Below are 18,169 nucleotides of genomic sequence, written 5' to 3'. Positions count from 1 at the left end.
AGGAGCAACGGGATGCAGCCTGTCGACGTGAGGCGCGGTGATGGTCCAGTGGTTCTGGGCCTGCCGCATACGGGCACATATGTGCCACAGGATATCCGGACACGGATGAACGAAAGAGGCCGCGCTCTGGCCGATACGGATTGGAACATTCACAAGCTCTATGACGGGCTGCTGGAGGGTGCGACCACGGTGCGCGCGACCTTCCACCGCTATGTGATCGACGCCAATCGCGATCCGTCGGGGCAGAGCCTTTATCCCGGGCAGAACACCACCGGGCTTGTGCCGCTGACGGATTTCGACGGGGCGTCGATCTGGAACGAGGCACCATCGGGCGGTGAGGTGGAGCATCGGCGCGAGACATGGCACGCCCCCTATCACGCGGCGCTATGGGAGGAGTTGGACCGCGTGCGGCGAAGGCACGGCGTTGCGGTGCTATATGATTGCCATTCGATCCGGTCACGCATTCCGTTCCTGTTCGAGGGCACGCTGCCGGATTTCAACATCGGCACCAATGGCGGCACGACCTGCGCGCCCACGATCACGGCGGCGGTCGAAGAGGTCTGCCGCGCGGCGCAAGGATATACGAGCGTGGTCGATGGCCGCTTCAAGGGGGGCTGGACCACGCGCCATTACGGTCGGCCCGAAGAGGGGCTGCACGCGATCCAGATGGAGCTCGCGCAATCCGCCTATATGAGCGAGGCACCGCCATGGCCCTATCTGCATGAGCGCGCCGACGCGCTGCGTCCGCATCTTGCCAACATCCTGCAGCGTATCGAGCAGCTTGCCCTGGGAGGCGCGTTGACATGAGCGATCCCCGTCACAACATCCGCGACATTTATCCTGACACCGGGTCCAAGATCACCGCCAAGCACTGGGTCACCGAAGCGCCGATGCGGATGCTGATGAACAACCTGCATCCCGATGTCGCCGAGACCCCGCATGAGCTGGTGGTTTATGGCGGGATCGGGCGCGCGGCGCGGACATGGGAGGATTTCGACCGGATCGTCGCCACGCTGAAAACGCTGGAAGAGGACGAAACCCTGCTGGTGCAATCGGGCAAACCGGTGGGGGTGTTCCGCACCCACAAGGACGCGCCGCGCGTGCTGATCGCCAACTCGAACCTCGTGCCGCATTGGGCCACCTGGGAGCATTTCAGCGAGCTCGATCGCAAGGGGCTGATGATGTATGGCCAGATGACCGCCGGGTCATGGATCTATATCGGCAGCCAGGGCATCGTTCAGGGCACCTATGAGACCTTCGTCGAGGCGGGGCGCCAGCATTACGGCGGCGATCTGCAGGGGCGGTGGATCCTGACGGCAGGGCTTGGCGGCATGGGCGGCGCGCAGCCGCTGGCGGCGGTCATGGCCGGAGCCTGCTGTCTGGCGGTGGAATGTGACGAGAGCCGCGCCGCGTTTCGCAAGCGGACGCGCTATGTCGATGAGATCACCCATGATCTGGACGAGGCGCTGGCGATGATCGACCGCTGGACCAAGGCGGGAGAAGCGAAATCCGTGGGGCTGATCGGCAATGCGGCGGATGTCTTTCCCGAACTCGTGCGGCGCGGCGTGCGCCCCGATATCGTCACCGACCAGACCAGCGCCCATGATCCGGTGCATGGCTATCTGCCGCAAGGCTGGAGCGTGGCCGAGTGGCGCGCGAAGCAGGAGAGCGACCCCGGGGCGGTGGAGCGCGCCGCCCGCGCCAGCATGTGCACCCATGTGCGGGCGATGGTGGATTTCTGGCGCGCCGGGGTGCCGACACTGGATTACGGCAACAACATCCGGCAGGTGGCCAAGGAGGAAGGGCTGGAGGATGCCTTTGCCTTTCCGGGTTTCGTGCCTGCCTATATCCGGCCGCTGTTCTGCCGCGGGATCGGGCCGTTTCGCTGGTGCGCGCTGTCGGGCGACCCGGAGGACATCTATCGCACCGATGCCAAGGTGAAGGAGCTGATCGCGGACCCGCATCTGCATAACTGGCTGGACATGGCGCGCGAGCGGATCGCCTTTCAGGGGTTGCCGGCGCGGATTTGCTGGGTGGGTCTGGGGCTGCGGCACAAGCTGGGGCTGGCCTTCAACGAGATGGTGCGCAATGGCGAGGTGTCGGCGCCGTTGGTGATCGGGCGCGATCACCTGGATTCCGGGTCGGTCGCGTCGCCCAACCGCGAGACCGAGGCGATGCTGGACGGCTCGGACGCGGTGAGCGACAGGCCGCTGCTGAACGCCTTGCTGAACACTGCGAGCGGCGCGACATGGGTCAGCCTGCATCATGGCGGCGGCGTGGGCATGGGCTTCAGCCAGCATTCCGGCATGGTGATCTGTTGCGATGGCACCGAGGACGCCGACCGGCGCATCGAACGCGTGCTTTGGAACGATCCGGCAACCGGCGTCATGCACCATGCCGATGCAGGCTATGAGATCGCGATCGACTGCGCGCGGGAACATGGGCTTACCCTGCCGGGTATCCTGACATGACCATCGCCCTGCATCCCGAGGTGGGCAGCCGGCTATGCGACCCGCAATACGGTGGCGCAAAGGCAGCCGGATCGCCGCTCTGCGATCAGAGCGCCTGCGTGGTGTAATCCACCTCGTCGGGATAGAGCGTATCCTCGATCGAAGTGGTGTGCACCTTGACCAGTTTGCCGCCTTCGACGCGCGAGATGTATTGATGGCCGAACACCTGATGGGTCTTGCCGTTGAAGATCTTGGCGCCCTGCGGATGTTCGCGCGAGTGGGGAATCTCGGTCATCGCCTCGACCGCTTCGATCAGCGCCGGGCGATCGCCGGGGCCGCGATAGCCTGCGGCTTCCATGCCTGCCTTGACGGTGTAGAGCGTCTCCCAGCATCCGAACATATGGGCATAGGTCGAGATGTCCGACGGATCGGTGACCGAGGCCCCACGGGCATCCACGCCGACCTGTTCGCGATAGAACTTGTCATGCTCGGATTGATCGGGCTGTGCGTGGCGCGGCATGCCTTCCCAGAAATAGGTGCCTTCCAGAAATTCGAGACCGGGACTGTCGATTGCCACCGCTTCGAGACTGTCGATGAAGCCGAACATCTCGGGACGGGAGGGGCCGAAAAATTCGCCCAGTTCCTTGACGAAGGTCAGAACGGCGGGACCGACCATGACGTGATAAACCACCTCGGTCTCGCGGGGGATCTTGGGGAAATACTTGGTGAACGAGGTTTCGGCGGGTGGGATCGCGATATGTTCGAGCACCTGCCCGCCCTGTTCCTCGATCGCGGCGGTAAAGAAATCCCGGTGGTCATGGCCGAAGGCGAAATCGGGAAACACCATGGTGACCTTCTTGCCCAGGTTGGAGGCCACGAAGGGCGCCATCGCCTTGACCTGACTTTTCACGTCGGTGATGCCGGGCTGGAGCGTGTAGCGGTTGAGCATGCCCGAGGCCACGTGATGCCCTTCGGAGACCACGAAATAGGGCAGTTTCAACTCGCCCGCGCGGGGGGCGGAGCCGATGACGACATGCGAGAACAGCGTGCCGAAGCCGATGTCGCATTTGTGCTGCGTGGCGAATTTCTCGACCACTTCGGCACCGCGCTTGGGGTCGGTGCCGTCATCCTCGGCCACGATCTCGATCGCGCGGCCATTGATGCCGCCAGACTCGTTGATGAGTTTCACGGCGGCTTGCGTGGTGCGGTCATACCAGCGGCCATAGGCGGCGCCGATGCCGGTGCGATGGACCTGAAAGCCGATGCGGATCGGCTCGGCGGTCTGCGCATGGGTGTAACGCGCCCAGAGAGGCAGGCTTGCCGCGCCGATGGCGCCACCGGCAAGCGTGCTGAGCGCGGCGCGGCGCGTCGGTCCTTTTGGGGGTGTCGGCATGGTCGGATCCTCCCGGTCTGGGCCTATGGGCGCGGATGGCCCCATGCGCCCGAGTGTGCGAAGCGAAGGCGGGCTTGTCCAGCCCATTCACCGGGTCACATCCCGCGCGGTGACGCCAGAAGCCAAAGCCCGAAGACCGTATAGCCGATCATGAACAGCGCCAGCGGCGCCTGCCCCAGCACCGCACGCCATGTGCTGCCATGTCTACGCACCGCCAGCGCATGAGCCAGCAAGATTGCGATGACATGGCCGATCACCACGGCCCCGGCCTGTGCCAGCCAGATCGCCTTGACAGTGCCCGGGGTATTGAAAAAGCCGGTGGTCACGAAAAACGGCCCCAGCCCCAGAAGATCCGCGCCACGCCCAAGGGGATCGGTCAGCGCCATCAACACATATTGCCCGTCGACCATCGCAGCGGTGAGGTAATGGGCCACATGATAGCCAAGCGCGATCGGCAGGATCGTGGGCGCGAAAAGGCAGAAGGCCTGTCGCAAGGGGCGGCTCGTGCCGGCGATACGCTCGCCCAGCCACAGGCAAAGGGAAAAGACCGCGATCAGGGCCGCATTGGCGATGAGCAATCCTGCGAGTGTCTGGAAGATGACAGCGGAGCGGCCGGGAAATTCCAGCGGATTGAGGCCCAGAAGGCCCATCCACCAGAATGTCTCGTTCAGGCCATCGAAGCTGCCGGTACCAAGAAGCGTGACGATGAACAGCGCCAGCCCCAAGGATACCGGCGGAGCGGTCAGCACCTGCCAGCCCCACAGCCCGACGGCGATGCGCCCGCGCACCCGACCGACAAGGCCCATGCGCGCATAGATGCGCATCAGGATCGTCAGCGCCTCGCCACGCAACAGCCAGCGTGGACCAAAGAGCGTGACCCCCATCAGCGTCAGATACCAGTAGCCCCCGGCAAAGATCGCCAGCCTGTGCGGATCGGCAGGCGCGGGATCAGCCAGAAGAAACCCCGCGAAGGCCAGAAAGATCACGATCCCCGGCAAATGCCCAAGCCGCGACGGATAGCGCAGCAAGGACCGCGATCCGGTCAGGCGCGCGAGGATCGCGGTGGGGCCGGTCCAGGGGTTCGTCCAGCGCCAGTGATTGCCGATCAAACCTTGCAACGACACCAGCCCGATCCACCACACCGTCCAGACAAAGAGCGGCAGCGGATTGACCAGAGGATCGCGCGGTCCGACAAAGCCGCGCCACACCAGAAACGCGAGAAACAGCGCCGAGAGGCAGCTTGTCAGGTGGTGGAGCGGAAGATTGGGGCGCGGGATCAGCGGCAAGGGCCGAAACAGCCGTGCCGCCACCCAAGCCGGAAGGGCCGCGAGCAGAGCGACCGTCAGCGCCACGCTGGCCGCACCCGACGAGATGTAGATATCGGTGGGCAGCAACAGCACGAAGCCCTGCTCGGATGCATGGGCCAAGACAAGGCCGGGCAGCAGGACAAGGGACAGGGTTATGACGATCAGGTTGCGCATGACGGGTCCGGTGGCGAGATCCTCAGCCTAGAGGCAAATCCGTGGCGTGCCATGAGATAAATCATCTCAGCCGGTCCGAGGGCGGACCTGCACACCCGTCTCAGGCGCCGCCATCCTGCTCCAGCAAGGCGCGCAGGCCAGTGCGGTAATCGGGATGGATCAGGGTCACACCAAGCTCGTTTTTCATGCGGCTGTTGTCGACGCGCTTGGACTCGGCATAGAAGCTACGCGCCATCGGGGTCATGTCGGCCTCGTCAAAGGGCACTTCGGGAGGCAGGGGCAGGCCCAGCAACTCGGCCGCGTGGCCAATCACGTCCTGCGGCGGGGCCGGATCGTCGTCGCAGACATTATAGGCCGCGCCGGGATTTGGCCGGTCGATCGAGGCCAGCAGGACCTGCGCGATGTCATCGACATGGATGCGGCTGAACACCTGATCGGGTTTCACGATGCGCTGCGCGGTGCCTTGCCGAACCTTTTCGAACGGGCCGCGACCGGGGCCATAGATGCCCGCCAGCCGGAAGATATGCAACGGCAAGCCGGGAATGGCCTGCCATGCGGCTTCGGCATCCACGCGCATCTTGCCGCGCCGGGTCGAGGGGGTCAGGGGCGTGTCCTCGGTCACCCAACCGCCCTGATGGTCGCCATAGACGCCGGTGGTCGAAAGATATCCCACCCACTCCAGCCGCGAGGCGATGGCGGCGATCCGGTCGCCACACTGGTTCAGCACCGGGTCGCCATCGGCATCGGGACCCGCGGAAATCAGGATATGGGTGGCGCTGTCGAGCGCCTCGGAGAGGTCCCCATCGGGCCACAGGATCGGGGTCACACCCTCGGACCTGAGCGCCTCGGTCTTGTCGGGGGAGCGGGTGGTGCCATGGATCGTCCAGCCCCGCGCCAGCAGCAGGGGCGACAAGGCGCGGGCCGAAAAGCCATGGCCGAAGGAAAGGAGTGTCTTGGTCATGCCTCATGAATTGGCGATCCGGGCGGCAAAGGCAAGGGGCGGATGGGCGATCTTTCGCGGATCGCGAAACCGGGGCTGGTGCAGAGACGGCGCCCGGTGGCACTATGCGGCGCAGGGTCAATCTGGAGTTCCCATGCAGATGTTCAGCCGCCGTTCCGCCCTCGCCATTCTCTGCGCCGCTGCGCTTTCGGGATGCGCCGCGCGCGATGTTCCGGTCACCGCCACGCAAGGCCCGACCGAGCCACCGCTTTATCCAAACGAAACGCCCGAGCTGCGCGCGCTCATCAACAAATATGCCGATCTGAACGGCGTGCCACGATCGCTCGTGCACCGTCTGGCGATCCGCGAAAGCACCCATCGGCCCTGGGCGCGCAACGGGCCGTATTACGGCCTGCTGCAGATCCTGCCCCAAACCGCACGCACCATGGGGTTTCGCGGCCAGCCCGACGATCTGCTGGATGCGGAAACCAACCTGAAATATGCCGTCAGATACCTGCGCGGCGCCTATCTGGTAGCCGATGGCGATCCGGATGCCGCAATCGGCTGGTATGCGCGCGGCTACTATTACGAAGCCAAGCGCAAGGGGCTGTTGGTGGAAACCGGACTGCGCTCGGCCTAAGCCGCGTAGTCCAAGCCTTCGGCATCCAGAATGGCCTTGAGCTCGGAAAGGTGCTTTTCGGCCTGTCCGGGATAATCCTCAAGCTCGCGCGCGGTCTTTTCGGCCACCTCGTCGGAGAGGACGCGCAGCTTCTGGCCCGTCTGCAGCGCGCGGATATAGGTCTCGGCGGCGCGTTCGAAATAATAGAGCCGGTTGAACGTGTCGGCCACGCTGTCCCCGATGATCATCACACCGTGATTGCCCATGATCATCACCTTCTGCTTGGGATCCGAGAACAGCGCGGCGCACCGCTCGCCCTCATCCTCGAAGGCCAGCCCGCCATAACCGTCATCGATCACGTAGCGGTTGAAGAAGGTGGCGCAGTTCTGGTCGATCGGCGGCAATCGGCTGTCGGCCAGGCTGGCCAGCACGGTGGCATGGATCGAATGCACATGCATGGCGCAGCGTGCGTGCGGGCAATGCCGGTGGAGGCCGCCATGCAGCCCCCAGGCGGTGGGATCGGGCGCGCCGGGTCGCGAGAGGGTGTCGGGATCGTTGGCATCCACCTCGATCAGATCGCTGGCCTTGATCCGGGCGAAATGCATCTGGTTGGGGTTCATCAGGAACCGCGTTCCATCCTCGTTGATCGACAGGCTGAAATGATTGGCCACCGCTTCGTGCATGTTCAGTCGCGCGGTCCAGCGGAAAGCGGCGGCAAGATCGACGCGCTCCTGCCAATGGTCGAGATTCGGGGCAAGCTGCGTGATGGCGGTCATGTCATGTCTCCTTCAGGATTGTCGGCAAGGGGGCGGGACGGCACCCAGGCATAGCCGTCCGCGCACAGGATATAGGCCTCTCGCAGACCATGCGGTTTGTCGGAAGGTGGCTGCAGCACGGTGCCTCCCGCTTTCTCGGCCCGGTCTGCGGCTGTGTCGGGATCGCAGTCATAAAGCCGGATTTCGATACCCGCGCCACGCGGCGGATTTTCCGGCAAAAGGCCTGTGAGCGGATTGGAATGATAGGTGCCATCGGCATGAAGCTGCATCACGTTGCCGCCCTGCGCCACGATGGCGAAATCGGGACTGAGCCGGTGAATGGACAGCCCGAACACTTCGGACAGGAAACGGGCGCTGCGCGGCACATCCCGGACAAGGATATTGAAGCCGAACCCGCGCAACGAGGCGCCGAACGCCTCAGGCGTGACAGTTTCGTAATCCATGGCCTCCTCGTTGCGCGCACGGGGCCAGCTTGAATGCGGCCTTGGGGCGTGTCAACGTGCAAGCGACGGTGCAGCAGGCAACATGAGGACAGCAGGAATGACGATCGACGCCACCGCCCGGTTCAAGACGCCCGAGGCGGTAACGCCCGAAGCCTTCACCGATCCGCGCGCCGCCGTCACCCGCCTTGTGGCGCTTTACGATGCGGCGGTCGGCTTCTTGTCATGCGAGTTTCGCGCGGCCCTGTAAAGCGGCAAGCCGGACCATCGCGTGCGGGCCTTCTATCCCGAGATCCGGATCACCACCACCAGCCATGCGCAGATCGACAGCCGGTTGAGCTTTGGCCATGTCGCAGCCCCCGGGACCTATGCCACCACGATCACCCGGCCCGATCTGTTTCGGCATTACCTCGAGCAGCAGATCGGCCTTTTGGTCGAAAACCACGACGTGCCGGTGACCATCGGCCTGTCAGACACGCCGATGCCCATTCATTTCGCCGTGTCCAATGACACGTCCTTGACCGTCCCACAGGAAGGCGCGGCGGAGTTTACCTTGCGTGACGTGTTCGACGTGCCGGATCTTGGCACCACGAATGACGACATCGTCAACGGCACCAGCCGGCCCGCGCCTGACGGCACCGAGCCTCTGGCGCCCTTCACCGCGCAGCGCGTCGATTACTCGCTCGCACGGCTGTCGCATTACACCGCCACCGACCCCGAGCATTTCCAGAACCACGTGCTGTTCACCAATTACCAGTTCTATGTCTCGGAATTCGAAGCTTACGCGCGGCGGATGCTGGCCGATCCCGAGAGCGGCTATACCGCCTTTGTCAGCACTGGCAACGCACAGATCACCGGCCCGGATCAGGTGATCGAGGCATCGGAAAAACAGCCCCAGATGCCGGCCTTCCACCTCAAGCGCGAGAACGGATCGGGGATCACGCTGGTCAATATCGGCGTCGGCCCGTCGAATGCCAAGACCGCGACCGATCATATCGCGGTCCTACGGCCGCATGCCTGGATCATGGTCGGCCATTGCGCAGGCCTGCGCAACACGCAGCAACTGGGCGATTTCGTTCTGGCCCATGCCTATCTGCGCGAAGACCGCGTGCTGGATGCGGATCTGCCGTCATGGGTGCCCATTCCGGCGCTGGCGGAAATCCAGATCGCGTTGGAAAACGCGGTCGAGCAGGAAACACAACTGACCGGATATGATCTCAAGCGGGTGATGCGCACCGGCACGGTGGCAAGCCTCGACAACCGCAATTGGGAGCTGCGCGATCAATCCGGCCCGGTGCAACGTCTCAGCCAGTCGCGGGCCATTGCACTGGATATGGAAAGCGCCACGATCGCGGCCAACGGGTTTCGCTTCCGGGTGCCCTATGGCACGCTTCTGTGCGTGTCCGACAAACCGCTGCATGGCGAATTGAAACTTCCGGGGATGGCCTCGGACTTTTACAAGACGCAGGTGTCGCGGCATCTCATGATCGGGATTCGCGCAATCGAGAGCTTGCGGAAGATGCCGCTCGAACGCATCCACAGCCGGAAATTGCGCAGCTTCAGTGAAACAGCTTTCCTATAGGCCAAGAAAATCACCCCAAAATACGTGAAAAACACTTGCTTTTCCCTACTATTCATTGTGTTTGGTCACAACATACAGTTAAATTCTGAGCATGAGGCCCAAGGACCGGGCAGTTGAAGGAGACCATAAAATGGCAAAACCGATGACCAAAACTCAACTCGTTGCCGCACTGGCCGACGAAATGGGAACTGACAAGAAAACCGCCGGAACAGCGCTCGACGCCGTGACCGCGATCATCACACGCGAAGTGTCCGGCGGCGGTGCCGTCACCCTGCCCGGCGTCGGCAAGATCTATTGCCGCGAGCGCCCCGAGCGCATGGTGCGCAACCCCGCCACCGGTGAGCAGATCAAGAAAGAGGCCGACAAGGTCGTCAAGATGACCATCGCAAAGGCCCTCAAGGACAGCGTGAACGGCTGAGCTTGCAAACACCCGATGTTTAGGAAAGGGTCGCCCCGCAAGGGCGGCCCTTTTCGGTTTCAGGAGACAGCGTATGGACATTCGGGCGATCATCATGGGGCTTGCCTTTGCGGTGATGTGGTCCAGTGCCTTCACCTCGGCCCGGATCATCGTGGCCTCGGCGCCGCCACTGACCGCGCTCAGCCTGCGGTTCCTCGTCTCCGGCCTCATCGGGGTGCTGATCGCTCTGGCCCTCGGGCAAAGCTGGCGGCTGACGCGGGCGCAATGGCGCGCCACGATCATCTTCGGGATCTGCCAGAACGCGCTCTATCTGGGGCTGAACTTCGTCGCGATGCAAACCATCGAAGCGTCACTGGCGGCGATCATCGCCTCCACCATGCCGCTGCTTGTCGGGCTGGCAAGCTGGGGCTTGCTGGGGGAACGGATCGGTTTTCTGGGCGGTCTTGGCCTTGTCGCAGGTGTCATCGGGGTGGCGATCATCATGGGATCACGGCTGCAGGGCGGCGCCGATCTTTATGGTCTGGCCCTCTGCGTGGGTGGGGTGATGGCGCTGACGCTCGCGACACTCGCGGTGCGCGGCGCCACATCGGGGGGCAACTTCCTGATGATCGTAGGACTTCAGATGCTGGTGGGAAGCCTCGTTCTGGGCGTGGCGGGCCTCAGCATCGAAACGATCGAGATCGACTGGAGCTGGCAGCTGATCGCGGCCTTCGTCTATACCACGCTGATCCCCGGACTGGCGGCAACGCTGGTCTGGTTCAAGCTGGTCAACCGCATCGGCGCGATCAAGGCGGCCACCTTCCACTTCCTCAACCCGTTTTTCGGCGTGGTGATCGCGGCCCTCGTGCTCAGCGAAAGCCTCGGCATCTGGGACATGGTCGGCGTCGTGGTGGTGATGCTCGGCATTCTTGCCGTGCAGCTCTCGCGCCAGAAACAAGTCTCGGGCTGACCGCGCGCTTCTTCTGGCCAAAAATATCCCGGGGAGCGCGAGGGGCTGGCCCCTCGCCCGCTCCGCAGGCCACCCGCGCTCAGCCGATGCTGCCGCGCGGACCCTCGCCCACCTGCCCGCGATGCAACAGCAGGTGATCAAGCAGAACACAGGCCATCATCGCCTCGGCTACGGGAACGGCGCGGATGCCGACGCAGGGATCATGCCGGCCCTTGGTGACGACCTCGGTGGGCGTGCCATCCATGCGGATGGACCGGCGCGGCGTGAGGATCGACGAGGTCGGTTTGACCGCGAAGCGCACCACGACATCCTGGCCGGTGGATATCCCGCCCAAAATACCGCCTGCATGGTTCGAGGAATATTCCGGGCCGGTCTCGCCCATGAAGATCTCATCGGCATTTGCCGTCCCGGTCAGGCGCGCAGCGGCCATGCCCTCGCCAATCTCGACGCCCTTGACGGCGTTGATCGACATCATCGCCGCCGCCAGATCGGTGTCGAGCTTGCCATAGATCGGCGCGCCAAGCCCGGGCGGAACGCCACGAGCCACGACCTCGATCTCGGCCCCGACCGAGTTCTTGCCCTTGCGCAGCTTTTGCAGATAAGCCTCCCAATCCGCCGCCGCCGTGGCATCGGGAATCCAGAAATCATTGCCGTCGATCGCGTCCCAGTCGAACCGGCTGCGATCGATCTCGATCTCGCCCATGCGGGTCATGTAGCCCTTGATGAATATCCCGGGCGCGAGAGAGGCAAGGGCCGCACGGGCGATGCCACCGGCGGCGACACGCGCCGCGGTCTCACGCGCCGAACTGCGCCCGCCACCGCGATAATCACGGATGCCGTATTTCTGATGATAGGTGATGTCGGCATGGCCCGGCCGGAAGGTCTGGGCGATCTCGCCATAATCGCGGCTGCGCTGATCCGTGTTCTCGATCATCAGCTGGATCGGCGTGCCGGTGCTCTGACCGTCGAACACGCCCGACAGGATCTGCACCGCGTCAGGTTCGTCGCGCTGCGTGGTGTTCTTGTTCTGGCCGGGGCGGCGCTTGTCCAGCCATTGCTGGAGAAACGCCTCATCGACGGGGATGCCCGGCGGGCAGCCATCGACGGTCGCGCCAAGGGCTGGCCCGTGGCTTTCGCCCCATGTGGTGACGCGAAACAGATGTCCGAAGGTGTTGAGGCTCATGATCCTGCGCTCCTTTGGCACGTGATCTAGCCGCGTGGGCGCACGGCCTCAAGCGATTTCACCGCCGAACCGCAGGCCACCCCGGATCGAGGCGGCCCGCGAGGGGCGACAAGAGGCTCAGCCCTTGATGACCATCTGCGGCGAAATCACGTCAATCCCAAGCGCCTTGCCGACAGCGTAATAGGTCAGCTGGCCGGCATGCACGTTCAGACCATTCAGAAGATGCGGATCCTCGGCGCAGGCGCGTTTCCAGCCCTTGTCGGCCAGCGCAAGCATGAACGGCATGGTCGCATTGCCAAGCGCGATGGTCGAGGTGCGCGCCACCGCCCCCGGCATGTTGGCCACGCAATAGTGCATGATCCCGTCCACCTCGTAGATCGGATCGGCATGGGTGGTGGCTTTCGATGTCTCGAAACACCCGCCTTGGTCGATGGCCACATCGACCAGCACCGCGCCCGGCTTCATATCGGCGAATTGCGCGCGCTTGACCAGCTTGGGCGCTTCGGCGCCCGGAATCAGGACCGCGCCGATCACCATGTCCGCCTCGGCCAGATGTTCGGCCAGAAGCCCTGTCGAGGAATAGCCGGTGTTGAACTGCTGGCTGAACACATCGTCCAGATACCGCAAACGCGGCAGCGACCGGTCGAGCACGGTCACATCCGCGCCCATCCCCGCCGCGATGCGTGCGGCATGGGTGCCCACCACGCCGCCACCGATCACCAGCACCTTGGCCGGGCCGACACCGGGCACGCCGCCCATCAGCACACCACGCCCGCCATTCGCCTTTTGCAGGGTCCATGCGCCCACCTGGGGCGCCAGACGGCCCGCAACCTCGGACATCGGCGCCAGAAGCGGCAGACCGCCGCGATCATCGGTCACGGTTTCGTAGGCGATCGCCGTACAGCCCGATGCCAACAGATCACGGGTCTGTTCGGGATCGGGCGCCAGATGCAGATAGGTGAACAGAAGCTGTCCTTCGCGCAGCATCTTGCGTTCGACGGCTTGCGGCTCCTTGACCTTGACGATCATGTCGGCGGTGGCAAAGATTTCGGCGGCGGTGTCGATGATCACCGCGCCGGCGGCGATGTAATCGGCATCGTCGAACCCGGCACCCTGTCCGGCGCCTGCCTGAATGATGACCTCATGGCCATGGGCCACGGCTTCGCGTGCGGCGTTCGGGGTCATGCCGACGCGGAATTCCTGTGGTTTGATCTCGGTCGGACATCCGATTTTCATGAGCTGATCCTCCTCGTGCTCTTTGGTGACAGGATGTCGCATCAGACGCGCAATTCGGTTGAAAAATCCCTCGCCAAAGCAGTAAATTTCCGAATAACCTGCGCATATCGACACTCTAATTCGAAGGGTATTGCTTGAATGGCTCTGGATGCGATGGATCGTCGGTTGCTGCAGGTTCTCCAGCGGCGGGGGCGCATATCGAACGCCGATCTGGCCGACGCGGTCAACCTGTCGGCAAGCGCGTGTCACCGCAGGGTGCAGCGCCTTGAAACCGAGGGCTATATCCGCGATTACGTCGCCCTTCTGGACCCAAGGAAACTGGGTGTCAGCGCCACGATCTTTGTCGAGATCACGCTGGCCACCCAGGCCGATGAGGTGCTGGAAGCGTTTGAGAAGGCCGTGACCCGGATACCGGACGTGCTGGAATGCCATCTTACGGCCGGAGCTGCGGATTACATTCTCAAGGTCGTCGCCGAAAGCACCGAGGATTTCGCGCGCATTCACCGGCAATACCTGACGCGACTGCCGAGTGTCGCCAAGATGCAATCGTCCTTTGCGCTGCGCACCGTGTTCAGCACAACGGCCCTGCCGCTCTGAGCCGCTTGCGGGCGGCGGCTGATCGGGTAAGTCTTCCCACCGAACCAAGGAGCCGCCATGGATTGGGATTACATCATCGTCGGCGCAGGCAGCGCCGGATGCGTTCTGGCCAACCGGCTGAGCGCGAAGGGCCACAAGGTGCTTCTGCTCGAAGCCGGGGGGCGCGACACCTATCACTGGATCCATATTCCGATGGGATATCTCCATTGCATCGGAAACCCGCGCACGGACTGGTGTTTTCGCACCGCACCCGAACCCGGGCTGAACGGGCGGTCGCTGCTTTATCCGCGCGGCAAGGTTCTGGGCGGGTGCAGTTCGATCAACGGGATGCTGTATCTGCGCGGGCAGGCTGCCGATTATGACGGCTGGCGGCAGATGGGCAATACCGGCTGGGGTTGGGACGATGTGCTGCCCTATTTCAAACGCTCGGAGGATTACGTCGATGGCGCGTCCGAGATGCACGGCGCGGGCGGCGAATGGCGCGTCGACAATCAGCGCCTGCATTGGCAGGTGCTGGATGATTGGAAGGCCGCGGCGGTTGCCACCGGGCTGCCCGAGACCAATGATTTCAACACCGGCGACAATGAAGGCGTGGGCTATTTCAAGGTCAACCAGCGCAAAGGCTGGCGGCTGAACACCGCGCGCGCCTTTCTGGGGGCGCGCAGCGGGACGAACCTCAGGGTCGAGACACAGGCGCAGACACGGAAGCTGATCCTCGAGGCGGGGCGCGCAGTTGGCGTGGAGTATCTTCAGGGCGGCGAGGTACGGACCGCAAAGGCGTGCGGCGAGGTGATCCTGTGTGCGGGCGCCATCGGCAGCCCGCATATCCTGCAGTTGTCGGGGATCGGGCCGGGCGATCTGTTGCACGAACATGGGATCGAGGTGCAGCTCGAAGCGCCGATGGTGGGCCGCAACCTGCAGGACCACCTACAATTGCGCTGCGCATGGCGGCTGACCGGGGCAAGAACGCTGAACACGCTGGCCAATTCGCTTTGGGGCAAGGCCGCGATCGGGCTGGAATACCTGCTCAAGCGCAGCGGGCCAATGGCAATGGCGCCAAGCCAGCTGGGGGCGTTCGCACGCTCACGGCCCGAACTGGCCACCGCTGATCTGGAATATCATGTCCAGCCGCTATCGCTGGACGCGTTCGGCGAACCCCTGCACGATTTCCCCGGTCTGACCGCCAGCGTGTGCAACCTGCGCCCCGAAAGCCGGGGAGAGGTGCGCATCGCCTCGTCCGATCCGATGGAGGCTCCGGTGATCGCGCCGAATTACCTGTCGACGGAAGGCGACCGGCAGGTTGCCGCGGCCTCGATCCGGCTGACCCGACGGATTATGGAGCAGGACGCGATGCAACGCTACGATCCACAGGAAATCCGGCCCGGCACCGCGATGCAAACGGAAGAGGAGCTGGCCCGCGCGGCAGGCGATATCGGCACGACGATCTTTCATCCGGTGGGAACGGTGCATATGGGTCCCGAGGGCCATGCACCTCTGGATGACAGGTTGCGGCTGCGCGGGATCGGCGGGCTGAGGGTTGTGGATGCGAGCGTGATGCCCACGATCACCAGCGGCAACACCAATTCGCCCACCATCATGATCGCCGAGAAGGCCGCCGACATGATCCTTGAAGATGCGCGGTGACGTCAGGCTCACGGCCCTGACCGACCGGGTCGGCCAGGGCCTGCCGGTTGCGTGTCGTCCGTGAGTGGCAACGCAGCCGGAACTTGAACTCAAACACTCGTTAAAGGCTGCTTGCCCTGCTGGCCCACAACCAGCTAGGGTAAGACTTACCGGAAAACGTATATCCTTAAAACCCCTTTTGATACATTGACACGCATAACGTCACGTCATTGAAAATAAAAGAAAAAGGCCCCGACATTTCTGCCGGGGCCGATCTTTGCGAGGATGGGCCGGGCGTTTAGCCTTCGGCTTCTTCCTCTTTCTTCATCTCTTCGCCGGTTTCCTGATCGACGAGTTTCATCGACAGGCGCACCTTGCCGCGATCATCGAAGCCCAGAAGCTTGACCCAGACTTCCTGACCTTCCTTGAGCACATCCGACGGATGGTTCAGGCGGCGGTTCTCGATCTGGCTGACATGCACGAGGCCGTCGCGCTTGCCGAAGAAGTTCACGAAGGCGCCGAAATCGACGATCTTGACGACCGTGCCCTTGTAGATCCCGCCTTCTTCCGGCTCGGCGACGATCGAATGGATCATCTCGTAAGCCTTCTGAATGGCTTCGCTGTTGGGCGAGGCGATCTTGATGATACCTTCATCGTTGATATCGACCTTGGCGCCCGACACTTCGACGATCTCACGGATCACCTTGCCGCCCGAACCGATCACTTCACGGATCTTGTCGGTGGGGATTTGCATCGTTTCGATACGCGGTGCATGGATCGAGAAATCGCCGGCTTCGGTCAGAGCGTTGGACATCTCATTGAGGATGTGCAGCCGGCCGTCCTTGGCCTGTGCCAGAGCCTTCTTCATGATCTCGGGCGTGATGCCCGCGACCTTGATGTCCATCTGCAGCGAGGTGATGCCCTTTTCGGTGCCTGCAACCTTGAAGTCCATGTCACCGAGGTGATCCTCGTCACCGAGAATGTCGGTCAGGACCGCATATTCTCCGTCATCTTCAAGGATCAGACCCATCGCCACACCGGCCACAGGCGCCTTGAGAGGCACACCGGCATCCATCATCGACAGCGAGCCGCCGCAGACCGATGCCATCGAGGACGAGCCGTTGGATTCCGTGATCTCGGACACGACGCGGATGGTGTAGGGGAAGTCGGTCGGGGCGGGCAGAACAGCCTGAAGGGCGCGCCATGCCAGCTTGCCGTGACCCACTTCGCGACGGCCCGGAGGGCCAACGCGGCCCGCTTCACCGACCGAATAGGGCGGGAAGTTGTAGTGCAGCAGGAAGTTGGAGCGGAAGTTGCCATGCAGAGCGTCGATGATCTGCTCGTCGTCGCCGGTGCCAAGCGTCGTGACCACAAGCGCCTGTGTCTCGCCACGCGTGAACAGAGCCGATCCATGGGTCCGTGGCAACAGGCCGGTTTCGGACACGATCTGACGCACGGTGTCGAGGCTGCGCCCGTCGATCCGCTTGCCGGTCTTGACCACATCGCCGCGCAGGACGCTGGCTTCGAGCTTTTTCAGGGCCGAGCCGAGGTTGGGATCTTCAAGCTGTTCCTCGGAAAGAGACGCCTTGATCGCTTCCTTGGCGGCTGAGACCGCAGCGGTGCGTTCCTGCTTGTCGGTGATCGCGTAAGCCGCGCGCACCTTGTCTTCGCCAGCGGCTTTGACGGCATCATAAAGCGCCGAGTAATCCGGGGGCGAGAAGTCGAACGGTTCTTTCGCGGTGTCTTCGGCCAGATCGATAATCAGGTCGATCACCGGCTGGATCTGCTCATGCGCGAAGGTCACGGCGCCCAGCATCTCGTCTTCGGACAGCTCATAGGCTTCGGATTCGACCATCATGACGGCGTCTTTGGTGCCGGCGACAACCAGATCGAGACGCTGATCGGGGTTGTTGCGAAGGTCGTGCATATCCTCGACATCGGGGTTCAGGATGTATTCGCCATCCGAATACCCAACGCGGCACCCGGCGATCGGACCCATGAAGGGCGCACCCGAAATGGTCAGCGCGGCCGAGGCGGCGATCATCGCCACGATATCGGGATCGTTGACCAGATCATGGCTAAGTACCGTGCACATAACGAGAACTTCGTGCTTGAAGCCGCTGACGAAGAGCGGGCGGATCGGACGGTCGATCAGGCGCGCGGTCAGGGTCTCTTTCTCGGTGGGACGGGCTTCGCGCTTGAAGAAGCCGCCGGGCACCTTGCCCGCGGCGTAGTATTTTTCCTGGTAGTGGACGGTCAGCGGAAAGAAATCCTGACCGGGCTTGGGTTCCTTGGCGAAGGTCACGTTGGCCATCACCGAGGTTTCACCCAAGGTGGCGATGACCGAGCCATCTGCCTGACGGGCAACCTTGCCCGTTTCCAGTGTGAGCGTTTCCTCGCCCCACTGCATCGATTTTTTCACTTCTTTGAACATCATGTCTTCCTAGTTGGAGGCACTCCCGGGCGTATCCCGGGTCCTCCG

15 protein-coding genes and 1 pseudogene are annotated in these 18,169 nt (G+C 63.3%); 8 read left to right on the top strand and 8 right to left on the bottom strand.

The features are described 5' to 3' along the window. Window positions 1–12 precede the first annotated feature (12 nt). Window positions 13–807: an N-formylglutamate deformylase gene (hutG, locus tag RAZWK3B_RS03170; protein ID WP_007812122.1), complete on the top strand. Its 795-nt coding sequence runs from the start codon at window positions 13–15 to the stop codon at window positions 805–807. Next, entirely contained in the window at window positions 804–2,471 is a 1,668-nt protein-coding gene (gene hutU, locus RAZWK3B_RS03165; RefSeq protein WP_007812120.1) for a urocanate hydratase, read from the top strand. The genes hutG and hutU overlap by 4 nt, the downstream gene beginning before the upstream one ends. A gap of 85 nt (window positions 2,472–2,556) precedes the next feature. On the opposite strand, the gene RAZWK3B_RS03160 is transcribed toward hutU, so the two are convergent. The 3 genes from RAZWK3B_RS03160 to RAZWK3B_RS03150 all read right to left on the bottom strand — a co-directional run bounded on the left by RAZWK3B_RS03160 (window position 2,557) and on the right by RAZWK3B_RS03150 (window position 6,285). Then, window positions 2,557–3,843 (bottom strand): ABC transporter substrate-binding protein, encoded by a 1,287-nt coding sequence (locus RAZWK3B_RS03160; protein WP_007812119.1) that lies wholly within the window; start codon window positions 3,841–3,843, stop codon window positions 2,557–2,559. A 95-nt stretch (window positions 3,844–3,938) separates the two neighbouring features. Then, window positions 3,939–5,324: a hypothetical protein gene (locus RAZWK3B_RS03155; RefSeq protein WP_007812117.1), complete on the bottom strand. Its 1,386-nt coding sequence runs from the start codon at window positions 5,322–5,324 to the stop codon at window positions 3,939–3,941. Between the two features lie 100 nt (window positions 5,325–5,424). Next, entirely contained in the window at window positions 5,425–6,285 is an 861-nt protein-coding gene (locus RAZWK3B_RS03150) for an SDR family oxidoreductase (protein WP_007812115.1), read from the bottom strand. A gap of 133 nt (window positions 6,286–6,418) precedes the next feature. Between RAZWK3B_RS03150 and RAZWK3B_RS03145 the strand changes: the two genes are divergently transcribed. Then, entirely contained in the window at window positions 6,419–6,904 is a 486-nt protein-coding gene (locus RAZWK3B_RS03145) for a lytic transglycosylase domain-containing protein (RefSeq protein WP_037294826.1), read from the top strand. Here RAZWK3B_RS03145 and RAZWK3B_RS03140 read toward each other — a convergent pair. Then, window positions 6,901–7,659, bottom strand: coding sequence for a class II aldolase and adducin N-terminal domain-containing protein (locus RAZWK3B_RS03140; protein ID WP_007812112.1), 759 nt, complete (start codon window positions 7,657–7,659; stop codon window positions 6,901–6,903). The genes RAZWK3B_RS03145 and RAZWK3B_RS03140 overlap by 4 nt on opposite strands. Beyond that, on the bottom strand, window positions 7,656–8,102 hold the full coding sequence (locus tag RAZWK3B_RS03135) for a VOC family protein (RefSeq protein WP_007812110.1): 447 nt from the start codon (window positions 8,100–8,102) through the stop codon (window positions 7,656–7,658). Before RAZWK3B_RS03135 ends, RAZWK3B_RS03140 begins: the two co-directional genes overlap by 4 nt. Window positions 8,103–8,199: 97 nt before the next feature. On the opposite strand from RAZWK3B_RS03135, the pseudogene RAZWK3B_RS03130 reads away from it, so the two are divergent. The 3 genes and pseudogenes from RAZWK3B_RS03130 to RAZWK3B_RS03120 all read left to right on the top strand — a co-directional run bounded on the left by RAZWK3B_RS03130 (window position 8,200) and on the right by RAZWK3B_RS03120 (window position 11,048). Then, window positions 8,200–9,681: pseudogene (locus RAZWK3B_RS03130) on the top strand (AMP nucleosidase). Between the two features lie 130 nt (window positions 9,682–9,811). Beyond that, window positions 9,812–10,099, top strand: coding sequence for an HU family DNA-binding protein (locus RAZWK3B_RS03125; RefSeq protein WP_007812104.1), 288 nt, complete (start codon window positions 9,812–9,814; stop codon window positions 10,097–10,099). A 73-nt stretch (window positions 10,100–10,172) separates the two neighbouring features. Beyond that, a complete protein-coding gene (locus RAZWK3B_RS03120) occupies window positions 10,173–11,048 on the top strand; it encodes a DMT family transporter (RefSeq protein WP_007812102.1) in 876 nt (291 codons plus the stop codon). Between the two features lie 79 nt (window positions 11,049–11,127). Here RAZWK3B_RS03120 and aroC read toward each other — a convergent pair whose 3' ends face one another. Together aroC and ald are read right to left on the bottom strand one after the other, a co-directional pair. Beyond that, a complete protein-coding gene (gene aroC / locus RAZWK3B_RS03115; protein ID WP_007812099.1) occupies window positions 11,128–12,231 on the bottom strand; it encodes a chorismate synthase in 1,104 nt (367 codons plus the stop codon). A gap of 117 nt (window positions 12,232–12,348) precedes the next feature. Then, window positions 12,349–13,467 carry an alanine dehydrogenase gene (ald, locus tag RAZWK3B_RS03110; protein ID WP_007812097.1) on the bottom strand — a complete coding sequence of 373 codons (1,119 nt, stop codon included), beginning with the start codon at window positions 13,465–13,467 and terminating at the stop codon, window positions 12,349–12,351. A 138-nt stretch (window positions 13,468–13,605) separates the two neighbouring features. Here ald and RAZWK3B_RS03105 point away from each other — a divergent pair, with 138 nt between their 5' ends. Then, a complete protein-coding gene (locus RAZWK3B_RS03105; RefSeq protein ID WP_007812095.1) occupies window positions 13,606–14,064 on the top strand; it encodes an Lrp/AsnC family transcriptional regulator in 459 nt (152 codons plus the stop codon). A gap of 57 nt (window positions 14,065–14,121) precedes the next feature. Then, window positions 14,122–15,708 carry a GMC family oxidoreductase gene (locus RAZWK3B_RS03100; protein WP_007812094.1) on the top strand — a complete coding sequence of 529 codons (1,587 nt, stop codon included), beginning with the start codon at window positions 14,122–14,124 and terminating at the stop codon, window positions 15,706–15,708. Window positions 15,709–15,985: 277 nt separating this feature from the next. On the opposite strand, the gene pnp is transcribed toward RAZWK3B_RS03100, so the two are convergent. Beyond that, a complete protein-coding gene (pnp, locus tag RAZWK3B_RS03095; RefSeq protein WP_037295007.1) occupies window positions 15,986–18,121 on the bottom strand; it encodes a polyribonucleotide nucleotidyltransferase in 2,136 nt (711 codons plus the stop codon). Between the last annotated feature and the right edge of the window lie 48 nt (window positions 18,122–18,169).

It is taken from the genome of Roseobacter sp. AzwK-3b, assembly GCF_000170875.1.
GTDB lineage: Bacteria > Pseudomonadota > Alphaproteobacteria > Rhodobacterales > Rhodobacteraceae > Roseovarius > Roseovarius litoreus.
This window is presented reverse-complemented; position numbering and strand designations above follow the sequence as displayed.

What these genes read in the sequence shown, in the direction of transcription:
- ald (WP_007812097.1), bottom strand. Translation starts at nt 13,467, where the DNA reads ATGAAAATCGGATGTCCGACCGAGATCAAACCACAGGAATTCCGCGTC.
- RAZWK3B_RS03135 (WP_007812110.1), bottom strand. Translation starts at nt 8,102, where the DNA reads ATGGATTACGAAACTGTCACGCCTGAGGCGTTCGGCGCCTCGTTGCGC.
- RAZWK3B_RS03120 (WP_007812102.1), top strand. Translation starts at nt 10,173, where the DNA reads ATGGACATTCGGGCGATCATCATGGGGCTTGCCTTTGCGGTGATGTGG.
- pnp (WP_037295007.1), bottom strand. Translation starts at nt 18,121, where the DNA reads ATGTTCAAAGAAGTGAAAAAATCGATGCAGTGGGGCGAGGAAACGCTC.
- RAZWK3B_RS03145 (WP_037294826.1), top strand. Translation starts at nt 6,419, where the DNA reads ATGCAGATGTTCAGCCGCCGTTCCGCCCTCGCCATTCTCTGCGCCGCT.
- aroC (WP_007812099.1), bottom strand. Translation starts at nt 12,231, where the DNA reads ATGAGCCTCAACACCTTCGGACATCTGTTTCGCGTCACCACATGGGGC.
- hutG (WP_007812122.1), top strand. Translation starts at nt 13, where the DNA reads ATGCAGCCTGTCGACGTGAGGCGCGGTGATGGTCCAGTGGTTCTGGGC.
- RAZWK3B_RS03100 (WP_007812094.1), top strand. Translation starts at nt 14,122, where the DNA reads ATGGATTGGGATTACATCATCGTCGGCGCAGGCAGCGCCGGATGCGTT.
- RAZWK3B_RS03160 (WP_007812119.1), bottom strand. Translation starts at nt 3,843, where the DNA reads ATGCCGACACCCCCAAAAGGACCGACGCGCCGCGCCGCGCTCAGCACG.
- RAZWK3B_RS03155 (WP_007812117.1), bottom strand. Translation starts at nt 5,324, where the DNA reads ATGCGCAACCTGATCGTCATAACCCTGTCCCTTGTCCTGCTGCCCGGC.
- RAZWK3B_RS03125 (WP_007812104.1), top strand. Translation starts at nt 9,812, where the DNA reads ATGGCAAAACCGATGACCAAAACTCAACTCGTTGCCGCACTGGCCGAC.
- RAZWK3B_RS03150 (WP_007812115.1), bottom strand. Translation starts at nt 6,285, where the DNA reads ATGACCAAGACACTCCTTTCCTTCGGCCATGGCTTTTCGGCCCGCGCC.
- RAZWK3B_RS03140 (WP_007812112.1), bottom strand. Translation starts at nt 7,659, where the DNA reads ATGACCGCCATCACGCAGCTTGCCCCGAATCTCGACCATTGGCAGGAG.
- RAZWK3B_RS03105 (WP_007812095.1), top strand. Translation starts at nt 13,606, where the DNA reads ATGGCTCTGGATGCGATGGATCGTCGGTTGCTGCAGGTTCTCCAGCGG.
- hutU (WP_007812120.1), top strand. Translation starts at nt 804, where the DNA reads ATGAGCGATCCCCGTCACAACATCCGCGACATTTATCCTGACACCGGG.